Source organism: Serratia sp. CY52157 (genome assembly GCF_052168495.1).
GTDB lineage: Bacteria > Pseudomonadota > Gammaproteobacteria > Enterobacterales > Enterobacteriaceae > Serratia > Serratia ureilytica.
Genome location: NZ_JBJNMO010000001.1, coordinates 1089613 through 1104160, shown reverse-complemented (window position 1 = coordinate 1104160; position 14548 = coordinate 1089613). Strand labels below are relative to the sequence as shown.

Here is a 14548-nt window from a genome sequence, read left to right as displayed (position 1 = left end):
GGTCGTTTTCTATTGTAAAGATTAGGCGCGTAACTAAATTTTCACATAAACTATTGCGGCTATTAACCCTGTAATTTATGGAAAAAGAACCAGTGAAGATTTCAAAACTCAAAACGCTAGCAATTATCGCTTCCGCAATGGTTTGTGCGCAAAGTGCCCAGGCGGGAACCTGGTCACTGGGTGCTGCCGCGCTGGTTAGCCCGGACCCGTATCGCGGTTATCAGGATCGCGTTTATCCGGTGCCCGTCATCGACTATGAAGGTGACGACTTCTACTTCCGTACTCTGACCGCCGGTTACTACCTGTGGAAAGATCAAGAAAATCAGCTGAGCATCATGGGGTATTACACGCCATGGGGCTACCGTCCGGGCGACAGCGACGACGATCGCATGAAGCGTCTCGACAAGCGTCGCGGCACGCTGATGGCCGGCCTGGCCTATTCACACAACGCAGAGTGGGGCACCATTCGCACCACCTTCACCGGCGACACGCTGAACTACAGCAACGGGCTGGTGGGCGATGTGGCTTATCTGTACAAGTTTGATCTGGATGCGTTGACGCTGGTTCCGGGCGTAGGCGTGATGTGGAACAGCAAAAACCAGAACAAATATTACTATGGCGTCAGCGCCAATGAATCGCGCCGCAGCGGTCTGGACAGTTACACCCCGAGCGATAGCTGGGCGCCGTATCTCGAGCTGAGCGCCAATTACCAGATCAACAAGAGCTGGAACGCCTTCTTCCTCGGCCGCTATGTGAAGTTGTCAGATGAAGTGAAAGACAGCCCGATGGTGGATAAATCTTACACCGGTTTGCTGATGACAGGTGTGAGCTACACCTTCTAATCGCGCATTGCACGATAAGCGTGCATGGCGTGCATCAAAAAGGGGCGCGAGCGCCCCTTTTGCACATCCGTAGTGCGCTGGCGCGCACGGGGTTTCAGGCCTTTTTACGGCTGCGGAAGGTCACACCCAAACGGGCGGGGTGTTCGCCGGCGGCGACCAGCGGTTTGCTGACGCGCCCGGTCTCAACGCAGACCATGGTCTTGTAACCGTCGTTCGGCATGTCTCCCATGCTGCAGGACAGCTCTACGCCGGGGTTCCAGGCGATAACGTCGCTCATATGATGGTGATGAACCTCGATGGTGCGTGCGAGCGCCGGATCGCGGATCAGGCTGAAGGCCTCCGGACGGGTATAGACGCGGTCGGTTTGGCCGACGAAGGTCACTTCGCCCGTCTGACGCGCTTCGACGCCGCCCGCCACCTTATCAATATATGGTTCGCCCAGGCCCGCCACGCTGACCCGATCGATATCGCCAACCTGGAAATAGCTGTGCAGCGCCGCCGTGGCTTGATAATCGCCGTGCGATTCCAGTTCGATCTCGCACTCTTCACCCAGCTTGAAGCGAGCAATCAGCGTGAAGGCGTGCGGCCACAGCTTGCGGGTCTGCTCATTGTCTTTCAGCGTAAAGGTCAGGATGACGCCGTTGTCATCTTCATCGTGCGCCGTCAGGCTCCAGGGCTGGTTGCGGGCGAACCCGTGTGAGGGTTGCGCCACCGGGCCGAACCACGGCCAACAGATCGGCACGCCGCCGCGGATGGCCTTGCCTTTGGCGAAAGGCGTGTTGTTGCTGAGCCAAATCACCGGCTGCTCACCGCTAGGCTGCCAGGCCAGCAAATGCGCGCCCTGCAGCGCGACCGCCGCGCGCACTTTCGGGTGCGACACGACCACCACGCCCAGCTCATCGAGTTGGCGCTGGCTGATATAAGGAGAAATCTGTTCGGAAACGGGCAGGGTGAAAATTTTCTCGTTCATTTCATAACCTATTGTTTGCCGGAAATAGAAATGGACCCTATTAGCTTTCGGGTCACAACCAGGCCCTCAGGCGCATGCTTAGCCAGTGACTGAGGTAAGTGTGTGCAGCGAACAACGCTGTGACTCGAAAGATGACGGGTAAAAAAAGGGCGACAAAAAAATGTCGCCCTCATTATCAGCTTAACATCATGCCATTACTTGGAGATGTGAGCGATCAGATCCAGAACCTTGTTGGAGTAGCCGGTTTCGTTGTCGTACCAGGAAACCAGTTTCACGAAGTTGTCGTTCAGTGCGATACCGGCTTTGGCATCGAACACGGAAGTCAGCACTTCGCCGTTGAAGTCGGTGGAAACCACGTCGTCTTCAACATAGCCCAGAACGCCTTTCATAGAGCCTTCAGCGGCGTCTTTGATGGCTTTCTTGATTTCTTCGTAGGTGGCCGCTTTTTCCAGACGCACGGTCAGGTCAACAACGGACACGTTAGGGGTCGGTACGCGGAACGCCATGCCGGTCAGTTTGCCTTTCAGCTCTGGCAGAACCACGCCAACCGCTTTCGCTGCGCCGGTAGAAGAAGGGATGATGTTCTGGGATGCGCCGCGGCCGCCGCGCCAGTCTTTGTGAGACGGGCCATCAACGGTTTTCTGAGTAGCGGTGGTCGCGTGAACGGTGGTCATCAGGCCTTCAACGATACCGAAGTTGTCGTTGATGACTTTAGCCAGCGGCGCCAGGCAGTTGGTGGTGCAAGAGGCGTTGGAAACGATGTCCTGGCCGGCATATTTGTCAAAGTTGGCGCCGCGAACGAACATTGGGGTCGCATCTTTGGATGGGCCAGTCAGAACCACTTTTTTAGCGCCGGCGGTGATGTGTTTACGCGCTGTTTCGTCGGTCAGGAAGATACCGGTCGCTTCAGCAACCACATCAACGCCCACTTCGTTCCACTTCAGGTTAGCCGGGTCTTTCTCTGCGGTAACACGGATGGTTTTGCCGTTAACAACCAGGTGGCCGTCTTTAACTTCTACCGTACCGTTGAAACGGCCGTGAGTAGAGTCATACTTCAGCATGTAAGCCATGTACTCTGCGTCCAACAGGTCGTTGATTGCAACGATCTCGATGTCAGAACGCTCTTGAGCAGCACGGAAAACAATGCGACCGATACGGCCAAAACCGTTGATACCTACTTTGATAGTCATATATTCCACCAGCTATTTGTTAGTGAATAAAAGGTTGGTTGTAAAATTACAAAAACCTTACCCAGCGTCAAGCGGAATCGTGTCAATACTTGCGGCAAGTCAAACCGGAAGGGTGGTTTTGCACGCTTATTGCACAGTCCATTTGCGCTCGGCCTCATCCGTTATATGGGGACAAGCCGCCAAGTATAAAGTCAGCATACGCAAGATGTGTGATCGCTATCACATATCATCGTGACGTGGCCTTTATGGGCTACAGTTTAGGCCAAAAACCCCTGCAGCGGTGTTAATTTTTTGTTATTATTAATCATTGTTTTCGTTGACATTATCCACATTCAGAGATAAGCACAAATGGCTAAAGAGACAACCCCCGCTCATCCGGTCACGGAACTGAATGAAATCCAACGTTATGTCACGCAACAGCGTGGCACCGAAGCGCCGTTTAGCGGCAAATTGCTGCATAACAAGCGTGAGGGCGTGTACCATTGTCTGTGCTGTAACCAGCCGCTGTTCTATTCCGAAACCAAATACGATTCCGGCTGCGGCTGGCCCAGCTTTTACGAGCCGGTTTCCGCCGATGCAATCCGTTATCTTGATGATAATTCACATAATATGCATCGTGTTGAAATCCGCTGTGGCCACTGCGACGCGCACCTGGGGCATGTATTCCCCGATGGCCCGCAGCCGACCGGTGACCGTTACTGCGTCAATTCCGCCTCGCTGAGTTTCACCGATGGCGAAAATGGCGATCAAACGGCCGGTTAAGCGGTAATTTAACCAACAAAATCGATTCAGCTAATTATTCTTCCGTAAGCGAGAAGGGCCCTGATGGACGTGAAAGATCTGATTGCGGCGATGACGCCCGAGATATACCAACGCCTGGTGCAGGCGGTTGAACTGGGCAAATGGCCGGACGGCGTGGCGCTGACGCCGGAGCAAAAGGAAAACAGCCTGCAGGCGGTGATGCTGTGGCAGTCGATGAACAACGTCGATCCGCAGCATATGAGCATCGGCACCGACGGGCAGATCGTGATGAAGAGCAAACAAGAGCTGAAGCAGCAGTTCGTTGCCGAGCCGCTGGTGAAACTCAAGCCGCAGTAAGGCTCCACCCCTAAAGCGGGGCGATGTCGCCATCGCCCCGTCGATTCAACGTTTCTCGCCCTTTATGCCCAGCGATTCCGCCAGCTGCTGCGCCAGCCGGTTGTTGTCGTCTGCGCCGTATTCCCAGAACATCGCACCGCCCAATCCCTGGCTTTTGATGTAATCGGCCTTGATGGCCACCGAACGCGGGTTCTCGTACGAGATGGCGAACAGCGGCTTGCCCTCGGCGGATTGCAGCGTCAGGTATGGCACTTTGGCGTCGTCATCCCAGTGCTCGCGGAAACGCTGCTGCGGATCGTTGAGCAATTTGTTGACGATATCGCGGTATTTAAAATAAGTGTCTTTGCTGAGATCCAATCCCAGCGTGTGGAACAGGGCGATTTCTCGCGCGCTGAAGTAAGGCTGCGTCACCGGATGGTTGGCGGCGTCTGGTTTGTCCCAGTCGATGCCCGCCTCGGTCGCCCGTTTCGGCACCCGGCCGTAGAAACCGATCCCGAGGTTCATCTGCGCCGGTTTCAGACCGGCAGCCAGATAATGCTTTACCACGTTATCGGCGCTGTAGCGATCGGCGGCGGCTACGGTTGGCCAACGCGTTGAATCGTACAGGTTGGCATTGAAGTACTGCGTGCCGTAAGCCATGTCGTAGGTCATCAGATTGATGTAATTGAGATAGGGCGCAATATTTTTCACATCGACCCATTCACGTGGGCTTTTGACGTTGGCGCCAACGGCGATGGTCAACAGTTTGCCTTTACCCAGCGCCTGATGAAGCTCTTTCAGCAGCAGGGTGAAGTTGTCGCGGTCTGCCGGTTGGCTTTCCACCAAACCCCAGGCGCCGTTTACCGGGTATTCCCAGTCCAGATCGATCCCATCCAGCCGGTACTGCTCGATCACCTGCAACGCGGAGCGGATGAATATCGCCCGGTTTTCCGCGGTGGCGGCGGCGCCGGAGAAACCGCGTGCGCCCCAGCCGCCAACCGACAACAGCACTTTCAGCTCGGGGTTCTGTTTGCGCAGCACCGGCAGACGTTGCAGATCGGCCGTGACTTTCGGCGACAGGTAGATCTGGTGGCGGCGAGCGGGGTCTTTCAGCGCCGCATTGGTTTCGTCTTTCTCGTCGTTGTAGATCAGGCCAAACGAATAGTTGAGGTGGGTGATTTGCGTCACGTCCAGCTTGTCGATGTCACCACCGGGGCCGGCGGTGACGTCGCCGCCGCCGTTGAAGTAGCCGACGGAGAGATAGGCCGCCTGAGCCGCGCCGATACCGGCGATAGCCAACTGCACCGCTGCCAGCAAAGGCAGCAGTTTTCGGGTTATTTTCATGTTTGTCTCCTTGGGATCGGCAAGGCCGACCGTACCGCCAGTAGCGGTCACAATAAAGCCGGGCTCAGCGGGCCCCGGATGCGTATAACCGATTGACGCCAAAAGCGTCGCTGCCATAACAGCAAAAGCGCCTGCCGGTCACAAGCGGCTGGAGGAGAAGAAGAACAGCATTGTGAGCGGCGTCGATATTTTCGCCGCCCCCCAGAGAGGGCGCCGATAGCGCCCGTCAGGATTTAATTGGCGAGAAATTGTGACAGGGTAACTAGCTGCGCGCCGGCGCGCGCCATCTCCTGCAGCGCCCGCTCACTGTCATCCGGCTGCAGATTCACGCCGCGGCAGCCGTCGACGATCACCTGCGTCGGATAGCCGGCAGCCAGCGCATCCAGCACGCTGAACTTCACGCAATAGTCGGTTGCCAGGCCCATGATCGCCAGCCGCTGAATGCCCTGCGATTGCAGCCAGCCGTGCAGTTCGGTCTGCGCCCGGTGGCCGTTATCGAAGAACGCGCTATAGCTGTCGATGTCCGTATCCTGTCCTTTGCGAAAGACGGCATTGATGTGTTGCCGCTGCAGTTGAGGATGAAAATCGGCGCCGAGGCTCCCTTGCACGCAGTGCACCGGCCACCACACCTGCGGCAAACCTTCCAGTTCACCGAGGGTGCCGACTTGCGCATCGGAGTTCACCGCAAAGCTGCGGTGATTGGCGGGATGCCAGTCCTGGCTGGCCACCACCGGTTCGCCGCGCGCCAGGCAGGCGGCGATCGCCTGATTGGCGACCGGGATGACGGCGTCGCCCTCCGTGACCGCCAGCGCGCCGCCGGGGCAGAAATCATTTTGCAGATCGATCAACAACAGGGCCGTTTTCATCGCCGCTCCAAAGATCGGTAGGTTAACCGTTGATGCTCAGCTCGCCGCGCAGATCTTGCTGCATCAGGGCGCGGATTTGTTCCGGCGTCAGCGGCTGGCTCAACAGATAGTGCAGCTTGGTCAGAGCGGCTTCCACCGTCATGTCAAAACCGCTGATCACCCCGGCGTGCGCCAGCGCGTTGCCGGTGGCGTAGCCTTCCATATTGACGCGCCCGGAGATGCACTGCGTCAGGTTGACCACTACGATGCCGCGTTCGGAAGCCGCGCGCAACTCGTCGATCAGCTCGGCCTTCTGAGGCGCGTTACCGACGCCGTAGGAGCGTAAGATCAGCGCCTTGACCGGCTGCAGCAGGAAGTTGCGCACCACCGCGCCGGAAATGCCCGGATAGATGGTGACGACGCCGATCGGTTGTGGCGTGATGTCATGTACCTGCAACGCGCCGTTGCAAACCGGGCTGTCGATGCCGTGCTGGCGACGAATGTGGATGCCGGCTTCCAGCAGCGGCGGCAGATTCGGGGAGGCGAAGGCATCGAAGCCGTCGGCGTGCGCTTTGGTGGTGCGGTTGCCGCGGAACAGCTTGTTGTTGAAGAACAGGCTGACTTCGTTCACCGGATGGTTGGCCGCCAGGTACAGTGCATTCAGCAGATTGGTTTGGCCATCGGAGCGCAGCTCCGCCAGCGGAATCTGCGAGCCGGTGACGATCACCGGTTTGGCCAGGTTCTCCAGCATGAAGGAGAGCGCCGAGGCGGTGAACGCCATGGTATCGGTGCCGTGCAGGATCACGAAGCCGTCGTAGCGATCGTAGTTCTGTTTGATGTCGTCGGCGATGTGCTGCCAGTCTTCCGGCGTCATATCCGAGGAATCGATGAGCGGCGCGTATTCATGAATGGTGAAATCCGGCATCTCTGGCCGATGGAATTCCGGCATCAGCGCCAGCTGACGCTGCAGGTGGCCGGAAACCGGAATATAGCCGTGCTCGGAACGCTGCATGCCGATGGTGCCGCCGGTGTAGGCGACGTAAATGGATTTCTTTTGCATGGTTATGATTTTAACAAAGATAAGATGGGCTGAATTATAGGGACATGGCGGCAGAAAAAAAGCCCGGCGGAGGCCGGGCTGCAGAATTATTTGTTAGCGGACTTCTCCGCAGGTCAGACAGATCGCGTAACGGTTCTGCGGATCGTTCAAGTTATTGAACAAACCCGGCTGCTCTTTCACCGCATTGGCGACCGAGACCAGCGGGGCAGGCAGCATGGCCTGAATCGCCGCCGGCAGCATGGCGTGAATGGAAACGCCGAACTGGCTGAGCACCATATCGCTCAGGCTCGGAGTGTCGACGAACCAGTCGAGCTGCCACTGTTGCAGTTTCGCCAGCTCAGCGGCTTTCTTCACCGCATCGTCGAAATCGCCCAACTGATCGACCAGGCCGTTGGCCTTGGCGTCGCTGCCGAGCCACACGTGGCCCTGCGCGATTTGGTCAACCTGCTGCGGGGTCATCTTGCGTGATTTGGCGACCAGATCGAGGAAGTTCTTATACCCGTTTTCGATATTCAGCTGCATCATCTGCGAGAACTCCTGCGGCAACGCCTTGGTGACCGCGATATCGGCCAGCGGCGATGTCGCCACGCCGTCGGTGTGCACGCCCAGCGTATCCAGGGTTTTCTCGTAGGTATTGATGATGCCGAAAATGCCGATGGAGCCGGTCAGCGTGCTCGGGCTGGCGATGATGTAGTCGGCCGGCGTCGAGACCCAGTAACCGCCCGACGCGGCCATGCCGCCCATCGACACCACCACCGGTTTGCCGGCGGCGCGCACGGCGGCCAGCTCGGAGCGGATCACTTCGGACGCGCTGACGCTGCCGCCAGGGCTGTTGACGCGGAACACCACGGCTTTGACGGCCGGATCCAAACGGGCCTGACGCAGCTCGGCGGCGGTGGTGTCGCCCCCGACGTTGCCCGGCGTCTGCGGGCCGTCCATGATGGCGCCGTTGGCGAACACCACGGCGATCTTGCCGCCCTGGTTGGCGTCCGGCTTCGGCTGATAGTCGTAGATGCTGATGGCGTTGAAATCGTTCGCCTGTTTGTCCCAGCCGAAGGTTTTGACCAGCTGATTTTCGATCGCGGTGCGCGACGCCAGCTCGTCCACCAGCTTATTGTCCAGCGCATAGCGGGCGGTGTCGCCGCCTGCCGCCTGCAGGCCGCTCAGCACGCCGGCGGCGCCGGGGAACAGCTGCTGCGGCGTCAGCTGCCGGTTGGCCGCCACGGTTTCCAGATAGTTCTGCCACAGACCGCCAATCCAGCGGCTGTCCGCTTCGCGCGCCGCCGGGGACATGTCGTCGCGGATCAGCGGTTCGACCGCCGATTTATAGGTGCCGACGCGGAAGATATTGGTGGTGACCTTGAGCATGTCCAGCAACGACTTGTAATACAGGTTGTTGGTGGCGAAACCGTGCAGATCGACCGCGCCCTGCGGCGAGAGGTAGACCTTGTTGGCGTAGCTGGCCAGGTAGTATTGCGTTTGATTGTAACTGTCGCCGATGGCGAAGATCGGTTTGCCGCTGTCGCGAAACTCGCGCAGCGCTTTGCCGATATAGCGCAGCGACGGCTGATCGGCGCCAGCGAAGTCATTCAGCTGCAACACCATGCCGGTAATGTTTTTGTCGTCTTTGGCCTTGCGGATGCTGTCCACCACGTCGAACAGCGAGTTCTCCTGCAGGCGGCTGCTGGAGGCGCCCAACAGTTCACGCCCCCATTGCCGCACCCGGTTGTTTACCGAAGGCTGATCGACCACCACGCCGCTTAAATCGACCAACAGCGCGCCGCGCGCCGGGGCCGTCGAGGTGGAGGAACTTTGGAAGGACAGATAGATGCCGACCCCAACCAGGATCAGCAGGACCAGGAACAGGTTAAGGATCAGTTCCCTGATAAAATTCAGCAGACGCCATGTCCACCGGAAAATGCCGGCAATAATTTGCCACAATGTGCGCATGTGCTCTCCAACAAGAGTCGAGAATGTTCCGCTATCCTAATGAGCGGCCGGGTAAATGTCAGCTTTAAATCGTGGCACACAGACGCTATCGCCGAGGCTGTAACTCGCCGTTTAGCTATGTTAACGTGGCCGGAATGAAAATTGTTATCAGGAGTTTACGATGGATGCTCTGGATCTTTTATTGAATCGTCGCTCGGCTTCGCGCCTGGCGGAACCGGCGCCGGCGGGGGAAGTGCGCCAAAACATCATCAACGCGGGCCTGCGTGCGCCCGATCACGGCGCGCTGCAGCCGTGGCGTTTCGTGATGATCGAGAATCAGGGCCTGGAGCGCTTCAGTCAGCTGCTGCAGGCGGCGGCGAAGCAGGATCAGTTGGATGAAGCGGCGATCGAAAAAGCCACCAAGGCGCCGTTCCGCGCACCGCTGATCATCACCGTTATCGCGCATTGCACTGAAGAAACCAAGGTGCCGCGCTGGGAGCAGGTGGTTTCCGCCGGTTGCGCCGTGCAGGCGATGCAGATGGCGGCGCTGGCGCAGGGCTTTAACGGCATCTGGCGCACCGGCGCCTGGACCGAGCATGCGCTGGTGCGTGAAGCCTTCGGTTGCCGCGAGCAGGACGAGATCGTCGGTTTCCTCTATCTGGGCACGCCGCAGCTGAAGGCCGCCACTAAAGTGACGCCGCCGGACAGCACGCCTTTCGTCAGCTATTTCTAAGTATTATCCGACGGGGCGCGGCGAAAATGCGCCAAACCCCGCAAAATTGCATGGTTTCTGAGCAGGCCGCTCGCTTATCGGCGGCACGCTCTTATCAATCCCCTCGGCAAGCGCTACCCTATGTTATCTTGAGTGCCGTTATCGAAGGGAGTGGACTATGACATCGCCAGCGATCCGTTTAACCCAGTACAGCCATGGCGCTGGCTGCGGCTGCAAAATCTCACCGAAAGTTCTCGAAACCATCCTGCACAGCGAGCGGGAGAAATTTGTCGATCCGCGTCTGCTGGTCGGCAATGAAACCCGCGACGACGCGGCGGTATATGACATCGGCAACGGCGTCGGCATTATCAGCACCACCGACTTCTTCATGCCGATCGTCGACGATCCGTTCGATTTCGGCCGCATCGCCGCCGCTAACGCCATCAGCGACGTGTACGCCATGGGCGGCAAACCGATCATGGCGATCGCCATTCTCGGCTGGCCGATCGCCAAACTGCCGCCGGAGGTGGCGCAGCAGGTGATCGACGGTGGGCGTTTCGCCTGCCAGCAGGCGGGGATCGCGCTGGCTGGCGGCCACTCCATCGATGCGCCTGAACCTATCTTCGGCCTGGCGGTCACCGGCGTGGTCAATACCGAGCGGGTGAAGAAGAACAGCGCCGCGCGGGCCGGGGCTAAACTCTATCTGACCAAGCCGCTGGGCATCGGCGTGCTGACGACCGCCGAGAAGCAAAGCAAGCTGCGCCCCGAGCATCAGGGGCTGGCGACGGACGTGATGTGCCGCCTTAACAAGCCGGGCGCCGACTTTGCCGAGGTGGCGGGCGTCACGGCGATGACCGACATCACCGGTTTTGGCCTGCTGGGCCACCTGAGCGAGGTATGTCAGGGTTCCGGCCTGCAGGCGACGGTCTGGTTCGATCGGGTGCCGAAGCTGCCGGACGTCGAGGCGTATATTGCCGAGGGCTGCGTGCCGGGCGGTACCGGGCGCAACTTCGACAGCTATGGCCATCTGGTGGGCGAGATGAGCGATCTGCAGCGCCAGTTGCTGTGCGATCCTCAGACCTCCGGCGGTTTGCTGTTGGCGGTATTGCCGGAGGCGGAAGCGCAGGTGCTGGCGATTGCCGAACAGCATGGCATTACGCTCAACGCCATCGGCGAGCTGCATGTGGCATCGGCCGATAAGCCGCTGATCGAGGTCGTGTAGTGTCCAACATGCAAGGAAGGCCGGACAGCGACAATTACCAACGCATTTTCCTGCAGGACGTGCCGCTGATTGACGTGCGCGCGCCGATCGAGTTTCAGCAGGGCGCCTTCGCTCAGGCGCTGAACCTGCCGCTGATGATCGACAGCGAGCGGCAGGCGGTGGGCACCTGCTATAAACAGCATGGGCAGCAAGCGGCGATAGCGCTCGGCCACAGTCTGGTGAACGGCAAACTGCGCGAACAGCGCACCGCCGCCTGGCTGGCGGCCTGTGCGCAGCGGCCCGAAGGCTATCTCTATTGCTTCCGCGGCGGTCTGCGCTCGCAGCTGGTGCAGCAATGGTTGCATGAGGCCGGCGTCGAGTACCCGCGTATCATTGGCGGTTATAAGGCGCTGCGCAATTATTTGCTCGGCGTGCTGGCGCAAAGCGCAGCATTGCCGATGGCCCTGGTGGGCGGCAATACCGGCAGCGGCAAGACGTTGCTGGTCAACGAACTGGCCGACGGCGTCGATCTGGAAGGCGTGGCGCGCCATCGCGGTTCATCTTTTGGTCGAACGCTGGCGGGCCAGAGCTCGCAGATCGATTTTGAGAATCGTCTGGCTGTGTTATTGCTGAAAAAACAGCATGGTGGCAGCCGCCGTTGGGTGCTGGAAGACGAAGGGCGGATCATCGGCAGCAACAATTTGCCGCTGCCGTTGTTCAATGGGATGCAGCAGGCGCCGGTGGCGGTGATCGACGATCCGTTCGACATTCGCCTGGCGCGTTTGCAGGCGGAATATATCGACGGCATGCGCGAACAGTTCGAACAGGCCTATGGCATGGAAGAGGGCTGGCGACAGTACGACGACTATCTGCACCACGGCCTGTTCGCCATACGCCGCCGCCTGGGGCTGGAACGCTTCCAGCAGCTGACGCAACGACTGGAAGCGGCGCTGCGGACACAGCGGCTCAGCGGCCAGGGCGAGGCGCACCGCGAGTGGCTGGCGCCCCTGTTGCAGCAGTACTACGATCCGATGTATTGCTATCAGTTGGAAAAGAAAGCCCAGCGGATTGTCTTCCGTGGGAACTATGCAGAAGTAAGAGAATTCTTGATGACGTTCAGCCAGAAAAACGGTGAATAATGCGACTGTTCATAGCCGAGAAACCGAGTTTGGCGCGCGCCATTGCCGACGTATTGCCCAAGCCGCATCGCCGCGGCGACGGGTATATCGCCTGCGGCAACAACGATGTGGTGACCTGGTGCGTCGGCCACCTGTTGGAGCAGGCTCAGCCTGACGCTTATGACAGCCGCTATGCGCGCTGGTCGTTGGCGGATCTGCCGATCATTCCTGAAAAATGGCGGTTGCAGCCGCGGCCGTCGGTCAGTAAACAGCTCAACGCCATTAAAAAGTTGCTGCTTGAAGCCGATGAAGTGGTTCATGCCGGCGACCCGGATCGTGAAGGGCAGCTGCTGGTGGATGAGGTGCTGGACTACCTGGATCTGACGCCGGAAAAACGCCAGAACGTGCGCCGCTGTCTGATCAACGATCTCAACCCGCAGGCGGTGGAACGCGCGGTTGAACGCCTGCGCGACAACCGTGACTTCATCCCGCTGTGCGTGTCCGCCCTTGCGCGCTCACGCGCCGACTGGCTGTACGGCATCAATATGACCCGCGCTTATACGCTGCTGGGCCGCAACGCCGGTTATGACGGCGTGTTGTCGGTGGGCAGGGTGCAGACGCCGGTGCTGGGGTTGGTGGTGCGGCGCGATGAAGAGATCGAAAACTTCGTGCCGAAAGACTTCTTTGAGGTCAAGGCGCACATCGTTACGCCGAAAGAAGAGCGTTTTGTGGCGCTGTGGCAGCCCAGCGAGTCGTGCGAGCCTTATCAGGACGAAGAGGGGCGCTTGCTGCACCGGCCGTTGGCGGAGCACGTGGTCAAGCGCATCGAGGGCCAGCCGGCGCTGGTCACGTCCTATAACGATAAGCGGGAATCAGATACCGCGCCGCTGCCGTTTTCGCTCTCCACGCTGCAAATCGAAGCGGCCCGGCGTTATAACCTCAGCGCCCAACAGGTGCTGGACGTTTGCCAGCGGTTGTACGAAACCCATAAATTAATCACCTATCCGCGTTCCGACTGCCGCTACCTGCCGGAAGAGCATTTCGCCGGCCGTCACGCGGTGCTGAACGCCATCAGCGTGCACCAGCCTGAGCTGTATCCGCAGCCGGTGATCGACAGCGATCGCCACAACCGCTGCTGGGACGATAAAAAAGTCGATGCGCACCACGCTATCATTCCCACCGCCCGTGCCGGCAAGATTAATCTGACGCAGGATGAACGGAACGTGTATGGGCTGGTGGCGCGCCAGTATCTGATGCAGTTTTGTCCGGATGCGGTATTCCGCAAATGCGTGATTGAGCTGGATATCGCCGGCGGCAAATTTATCGCCAAGGCGCGTTTCCTGGCGGAAGCCGGTTGGCGTACGCTGCTGGGCAGCAAGGAACGCGACGAAGAAAACGAAGGCGCACCGCTGCCGGTGGTGGCTAAAGATGATGAGCTGCTGTGTGAGCGCGGTGAGGTGGTGGAGCGCCAGACGCAGCCCCCGCGGCCGTTTACCGACGCCAGTCTGTTGTCGGCCATGACCGGTATCGCGCGCTTCGTACAAGATAAAGCGCTAAAGAAAATCCTGCGGGCGACCGATGGTTTAGGTACGGAAGCGACGCGAGCGGGGATCATCGAATTGCTGTTCAAACGGGCGTTTCTGTACAAGAAGGGACGCTATATTCACTCCAGCGAAACCGGGCGCGCGTTGATTCACTCGCTGCCGGATCTTGCTGCGCGTCCTGATATGACGGCCAACTGGGAGGCAACGCTGACGCAAATCAGCGAGAAATCCTGCCGTTATCAGGACTTTATGCAGCCGTTGGTCGGCACGCTGCAAGAGCTGATTTATCAGGCTAAGCAGAGCCGGGCGAGCATGGCGTTTCGTGGGTTGCCGCCGCCGCCTTCCAGCGGAGGCAAAAAACGCAGGAAAAGCGCCGGCAAGGCGCAGGAGAAGAGTGAATGAAGCACGGACTCAATGGGGTGCTGGCTGCCGCTGCCCTGGCGTACTGCGGCCTGGCGGCCGCCAACCGAGGCGATGTGGACGTGGTGTTGCCGGTTTCGCCGGAGATTTGGGGGACGGCGAAAAACGGCGCCAATTCGCCACCGGCGCAACCCTGCAACCGCTGTTGCGTCTACCAGAATCAAAACTATTCCGAAGGCGCGGTGCTCAAAGTCGAAGGCGAAGTGCTGCAGTGCGTGCGTGAGCCTAACACCATCGGCACCAACCCCTTGATTTGGGTGCGATTGAAGAAGTGACCATGTAACCTATCGCCGCGC

Annotated in this window: 14 protein-coding genes; 8 read left to right on the top strand and 6 right to left on the bottom strand. The window is 59.1% G+C overall.

Annotated features, from left to right (window positions below; translation table 11 throughout):
* Nucleotides 1-77: 77 nt before the first annotated feature.
* Nucleotides 78-842 (top strand): MipA/OmpV family protein, encoded by a 765-nt coding sequence (locus ACJ8IP_RS05240; RefSeq protein WP_033643317.1) that lies wholly within the window; start codon nucleotides 78-80, stop codon nucleotides 840-842.
* Nucleotides 843-936: 94 nt separating this feature from the next.
* On the opposite strand, the gene ACJ8IP_RS05235 is transcribed toward ACJ8IP_RS05240, so the two are convergent.
* On the bottom strand, nucleotides 937-1812 hold the full coding sequence (locus ACJ8IP_RS05235; protein WP_033650965.1) for a D-hexose-6-phosphate mutarotase: 876 nt from the start codon (nucleotides 1810-1812) through the stop codon (nucleotides 937-939).
* A 194-nt stretch (nucleotides 1813-2006) separates the two neighbouring features.
* Nucleotides 2007-3002 carry a glyceraldehyde-3-phosphate dehydrogenase gene (gene gapA / locus ACJ8IP_RS05230; RefSeq protein WP_004932222.1) on the bottom strand — a complete coding sequence of 332 codons (996 nt, stop codon included), beginning with the start codon at nucleotides 3000-3002 and terminating at the stop codon, nucleotides 2007-2009.
* 348 nt (nucleotides 3003-3350) lie between these two features.
* On the opposite strand from gapA, the gene msrB reads away from it, so the two are divergent.
* A complete protein-coding gene (gene msrB / locus ACJ8IP_RS05225) occupies nucleotides 3351-3764 on the top strand; it encodes a peptide-methionine (R)-S-oxide reductase MsrB (protein ID WP_033643315.1) in 414 nt (137 codons plus the stop codon).
* Between the two features lie 63 nt (nucleotides 3765-3827).
* Nucleotides 3828-4100 (top strand): YeaC family protein, encoded by a 273-nt coding sequence (locus ACJ8IP_RS05220; RefSeq protein ID WP_004932218.1) that lies wholly within the window; start codon nucleotides 3828-3830, stop codon nucleotides 4098-4100.
* A 45-nt stretch (nucleotides 4101-4145) separates the two neighbouring features.
* On the opposite strand, the gene ACJ8IP_RS05215 is transcribed toward ACJ8IP_RS05220, so the two are convergent.
* The 4 genes from ACJ8IP_RS05215 to sppA all read right to left on the bottom strand — a co-directional run bounded on the left by ACJ8IP_RS05215 (nucleotide 4146) and on the right by sppA (nucleotide 9278).
* Nucleotides 4146-5423, bottom strand: a complete 1278-nt coding sequence (locus ACJ8IP_RS05215; RefSeq protein WP_240289842.1) for a glycoside hydrolase family 18 protein — start codon at nucleotides 5421-5423, stop codon at nucleotides 4146-4148.
* Nucleotides 5424-5656: 233 nt separating this feature from the next.
* On the bottom strand, nucleotides 5657-6289 hold the full coding sequence (gene pncA, locus ACJ8IP_RS05210) for a bifunctional nicotinamidase/pyrazinamidase (RefSeq protein ID WP_089191889.1): 633 nt from the start codon (nucleotides 6287-6289) through the stop codon (nucleotides 5657-5659).
* A 22-nt stretch (nucleotides 6290-6311) separates the two neighbouring features.
* A complete protein-coding gene (gene ansA / locus ACJ8IP_RS05205; protein WP_033643312.1) occupies nucleotides 6312-7328 on the bottom strand; it encodes an asparaginase in 1017 nt (338 codons plus the stop codon).
* A 93-nt stretch (nucleotides 7329-7421) separates the two neighbouring features.
* A complete protein-coding gene (sppA, locus tag ACJ8IP_RS05200; RefSeq protein ID WP_187048116.1) occupies nucleotides 7422-9278 on the bottom strand; it encodes a signal peptide peptidase SppA in 1857 nt (618 codons plus the stop codon).
* A 160-nt stretch (nucleotides 9279-9438) separates the two neighbouring features.
* On the opposite strand from sppA, the gene ACJ8IP_RS05195 reads away from it, so the two are divergent.
* From ACJ8IP_RS05195 to ACJ8IP_RS05175, 5 genes are all read left to right on the top strand, one after another.
* On the top strand, nucleotides 9439-9990 hold the full coding sequence (locus ACJ8IP_RS05195) for an NAD(P)H nitroreductase (protein ID WP_004932204.1): 552 nt from the start codon (nucleotides 9439-9441) through the stop codon (nucleotides 9988-9990).
* A 157-nt stretch (nucleotides 9991-10147) separates the two neighbouring features.
* Nucleotides 10148-11191 (top strand): selenide, water dikinase SelD, encoded by a 1044-nt coding sequence (gene selD, locus ACJ8IP_RS05190; RefSeq protein ID WP_042784711.1) that lies wholly within the window; start codon nucleotides 10148-10150, stop codon nucleotides 11189-11191.
* 8 nt (nucleotides 11192-11199) lie between these two features.
* Complete coding sequence (gene mnmH, locus ACJ8IP_RS05185) at nucleotides 11200-12309, top strand: tRNA 2-selenouridine(34) synthase MnmH (protein ID WP_240289841.1); 1110 nt, start codon at nucleotides 11200-11202, stop codon at nucleotides 12307-12309.
* On the top strand, nucleotides 12309-14234 hold the full coding sequence (locus ACJ8IP_RS05180; RefSeq protein ID WP_164106994.1) for a DNA topoisomerase III: 1926 nt from the start codon (nucleotides 12309-12311) through the stop codon (nucleotides 14232-14234). Before mnmH ends, ACJ8IP_RS05180 begins: the two co-directional genes overlap by 1 nt.
* The gene (locus ACJ8IP_RS05175) at nucleotides 14231-14527 is read left to right on the top strand and encodes a YnjH family protein (RefSeq protein WP_033643308.1); all 297 of its coding nucleotides are present in this window, start codon (nucleotides 14231-14233) and stop codon (nucleotides 14525-14527) included. The genes ACJ8IP_RS05180 and ACJ8IP_RS05175 overlap by 4 nt, the downstream gene beginning before the upstream one ends.
* Nucleotides 14528-14548 lie beyond the last annotated feature (21 nt).

Bases quoted from the DNA above. Each gene is read 5' to 3' on its own strand.
- ACJ8IP_RS05240 (WP_033643317.1), top strand. From the start codon at position 78: ATGGAAAAAGAACCAGTGAAGATTTCAAAACTCAAAACGCTAGCAATT.
- ACJ8IP_RS05235 (WP_033650965.1), bottom strand. From the start codon at position 1,812: ATGAACGAGAAAATTTTCACCCTGCCCGTTTCCGAACAGATTTCTCCT.
- gapA (WP_004932222.1), bottom strand. From the start codon at position 3,002: ATGACTATCAAAGTAGGTATCAACGGTTTTGGCCGTATCGGTCGCATT.
- msrB (WP_033643315.1), top strand. From the start codon at position 3,351: ATGGCTAAAGAGACAACCCCCGCTCATCCGGTCACGGAACTGAATGAA.
- ACJ8IP_RS05220 (WP_004932218.1), top strand. From the start codon at position 3,828: ATGGACGTGAAAGATCTGATTGCGGCGATGACGCCCGAGATATACCAA.
- ACJ8IP_RS05215 (WP_240289842.1), bottom strand. From the start codon at position 5,423: ATGAAAATAACCCGAAAACTGCTGCCTTTGCTGGCAGCGGTGCAGTTG.
- pncA (WP_089191889.1), bottom strand. From the start codon at position 6,289: ATGAAAACGGCCCTGTTGTTGATCGATCTGCAAAATGATTTCTGCCCC.
- ansA (WP_033643312.1), bottom strand. From the start codon at position 7,328: ATGCAAAAGAAATCCATTTACGTCGCCTACACCGGCGGCACCATCGGC.
- sppA (WP_187048116.1), bottom strand. From the start codon at position 9,278: ATGCGCACATTGTGGCAAATTATTGCCGGCATTTTCCGGTGGACATGG.
- ACJ8IP_RS05195 (WP_004932204.1), top strand. From the start codon at position 9,439: ATGGATGCTCTGGATCTTTTATTGAATCGTCGCTCGGCTTCGCGCCTG.
- selD (WP_042784711.1), top strand. From the start codon at position 10,148: ATGACATCGCCAGCGATCCGTTTAACCCAGTACAGCCATGGCGCTGGC.
- mnmH (WP_240289841.1), top strand. From the start codon at position 11,200: ATGCAAGGAAGGCCGGACAGCGACAATTACCAACGCATTTTCCTGCAG.
- ACJ8IP_RS05180 (WP_164106994.1), top strand. From the start codon at position 12,309: ATGCGACTGTTCATAGCCGAGAAACCGAGTTTGGCGCGCGCCATTGCC.
- ACJ8IP_RS05175 (WP_033643308.1), top strand. From the start codon at position 14,231: ATGAAGCACGGACTCAATGGGGTGCTGGCTGCCGCTGCCCTGGCGTAC.